General features: G+C 69.8%; 3 protein-coding genes and 1 pseudogene. 2 read left to right on the top strand and 2 right to left on the bottom strand.

Annotated elements, in window-relative coordinates; translation table 11 throughout:
- A pseudogene (locus VFX99_RS11595) lies at window positions 1–232 on the top strand (TetR family transcriptional regulator); the annotation flags it as partial.
- 107 nt (window positions 233–339) lie between these two features.
- Here VFX99_RS11595 and VFX99_RS11590 read toward each other — a convergent pair.
- Window positions 340–816 carry an Lrp/AsnC family transcriptional regulator gene (locus VFX99_RS11590; RefSeq protein WP_329666448.1) on the bottom strand — a complete coding sequence of 159 codons (477 nt, stop codon included), beginning with the start codon at window positions 814–816 and terminating at the stop codon, window positions 340–342.
- 110 nt (window positions 817–926) lie between these two features.
- Between VFX99_RS11590 and VFX99_RS11585 the strand changes: the two genes are divergently transcribed.
- Window positions 927–2,153: a PLP-dependent aspartate aminotransferase family protein gene (locus VFX99_RS11585; RefSeq protein WP_329666447.1), complete on the top strand. Its 1,227-nt coding sequence runs from the start codon at window positions 927–929 to the stop codon at window positions 2,151–2,153.
- A gap of 81 nt (window positions 2,154–2,234) precedes the next feature.
- Here the strand turns inward: VFX99_RS11585 and VFX99_RS11580 are convergent.
- On the bottom strand, window positions 2,235–2,472 hold a 238-nt coding region (locus tag VFX99_RS11580; RefSeq protein WP_329666446.1), incomplete at its 5' end, for a hypothetical protein.

The following is a 2,472-nucleotide window of genomic DNA, read 5'->3' as shown; positions in this document are numbered from 1 at the left end:
GATGGACGCGTGGCACCGCATGGTGGCGAGCGTCATCGACGAGGGATGCGCGACGGAGGCTTTCACGACGCCGGACTCCTCGGATGCCGCATGGCAGGTGCTCGGAATGATCGACGGTCTGAACGCCCAGTCGCTGGCCCGCGGCATCGACGGAGAGGGGTACGTCGAGAAGATGGCGCGGGCCGCCGAGATCCTGCTCGGCGCGCCCTCCGGCTTGATCGAGGCGCGCTGAGCTCCTCGTTGCGGCGCGAAACCCTCCGTCCGGCGCGAAACCCTCCGTCGCGCACGCACAGATCGAATGGGATCGCGCGCCTCGGAGGGTTTCACGCAGGGAAGCGCTCAGCCGATCAGGCGCTGCCAGCCGTCACCGTCGGCGTGCTCGAAGATCAGGTTCGTCTCGGTGTGCGCGACGGCGGGGTGCCCCGTGAGGTGCGCGAGCACGAACTCCCGGAGTTCGGCGGCATCCCGCGCGAGCACGTGGAGCAGGAAGTCGTCGGCGCCCGCCATGTGGAAGAGGCTGAGCACCCCGGGCAGGCTGGGCGCGGAGCGGCGGAACGCCTCGATCTCCTCGCGCGCATGCTTGACCAGGCGGATGGCGATGAGCGCCTGCACGGTCGCGCCGAGCGCGATCGGGTTCAGATCGACGCGATAGCGGCGGATCACCCCGCTGGTCTGCAGCCTGCGCAGACGGAGGGACACGGTCGACTCTGCGATGCCGAGCGTGGCGGCCAGGGATGCCCCGGATGCACGGGCGTTCGCGGTCAGCGCGCGCAGCAGTGCGCGGTCGGTTCTGTCGAGATCAAGGACCTGCGCCATGGGGCTCCTTCGCCGCGCGGTGGATGAAGCATCTGCGGCAAACGATACCCGTGGGGCGGCATCCTTCAAGGTCGATTGAGGATCGAGGGACGATCTGCTGTTCTGGAGGAATGGACAAGAGGCATCCCCGATTCGAGACCCGAGCGGTGCACGCCGGAATGGCCGGTCTCCGCGAGGCCGGTGTTCACGTTCCGCCCATCGATTTCTCGACGACGTATCCGCTGCCCGATGTCGATCTCGGCGGTCTGGCGTACGAGGAGCTTTCGACCGGTCACGACCGCGGGCCGGGCGGCAGTGCGGTCTACCAGCGCCTCTGGCAGCCGGGCGTCGCGCGGTTCGAGGACGCGCTCGCCGACCTCGAGTCGACCGAGGGTGCGGTGGCGTTCGCCAGCGGCATGGCAGCCCTGACCGCGTGCCTGATCGCGTCGGTGAATGCGGGCAAGCCGCACGTCGTCGCCGTCCGCCCGCTCTACGGCGGCTCGGATCACGTGCTCGAAAGCGGGCTGCTCGGCACCACCGTGACGTGGACGACCGTCGAGGGCATCGCCGCGGCGATCCGGCCCGACACCGGGCTGGTCGTGGTCGAGACGCCGGCCAATCCGACGCTCGAACTCGTCGACCTCGCCGAGGTCGCGACCGCTGCGGGCGAGGTTCCGGTTCTCGTCGACAACACCTTCGCCACTCCGGTGCTGCAGCAGCCCGTCCGGCACGGCGCCACCCTCGTGCTGCACAGCGCGACGAAGTACCTCGGCGGGCACGGCGACGTGATGGGCGGAGTCGTCGCGACCGACCAGGTCTGGGTCGAACGACTGCGCTGCGTCCGCGCGCTCACGGGCGGTCTGCTGCACCCGATGGCCGCGTACCTGCTGCACCGGGGGCTGCGGACGCTGCCGTTGCGGGTGCGCGCGCAGCAGGAGACCGCGCGTGTGCTCGCCGAGAGGATCAGCGCCCACCACGCCGTGGCCCGCGTGTTCTATCCCGGCCTCGCCGGTCAGGATCCGAAGGGCCTCCTGGGCCGCCAGCTCGACGGACCGGGCTCCATCATCGCGGTGGAGCTCGCGGGCGGTTTCGATGCGGCCGCCCGGTTCACGGAGTCCTGCGAGCTCATCGAGCACGCCGTGTCGCTCGGCGGCATCGACTCGCTCGTGCAGCATCCCGCCTCGCTCACGCACCGGCCCGTCGCCGCGGCGGCGAAGCCCGGGGCGGGAATCGTGCGGCTCTCCATCGGATTGGAGCACGTCGACGACCTCACCGACGACGTGATGGTCGCCCTCGCGGCCGCCGACGCCGCAACGATGACGGATGCCGCGGCCGGGCGGTTCGCCGGCGCCCGCTGACCTCACCCATGGAAGCAACTCGGCCGGTCACGATCGCTCGTGACCGGCCGGGTCGGCTTCACCGCTGAGCGGCGCCGCGGATCACTCCGGGAACTTGTTCTTCATCGCGTCGGTACTCTTGCCCGATCCGTGCGACTTGCCGGGCGCGCTCACGTTGTTCACCGTTGAGGTGTCGAAGGCGAACGTGATGATCGATGCAGCGACCGCGTCGGAGTTGACGTCCAGCGCGTAGGTGTTCACGTTGCCGATGAGGTCGTAGTCCTCGTTCAGCGCCGTGTACAGATCGACAGGCTGGCCGTCACCCGTGAGGTTGTCGCAG

This window comes from Microbacterium sp., assembly GCF_036277215.1.
GTDB lineage: Bacteria > Actinomycetota > Actinomycetes > Actinomycetales > Microbacteriaceae > Microbacterium.
This window is presented reverse-complemented; position numbering and strand designations above follow the sequence as displayed.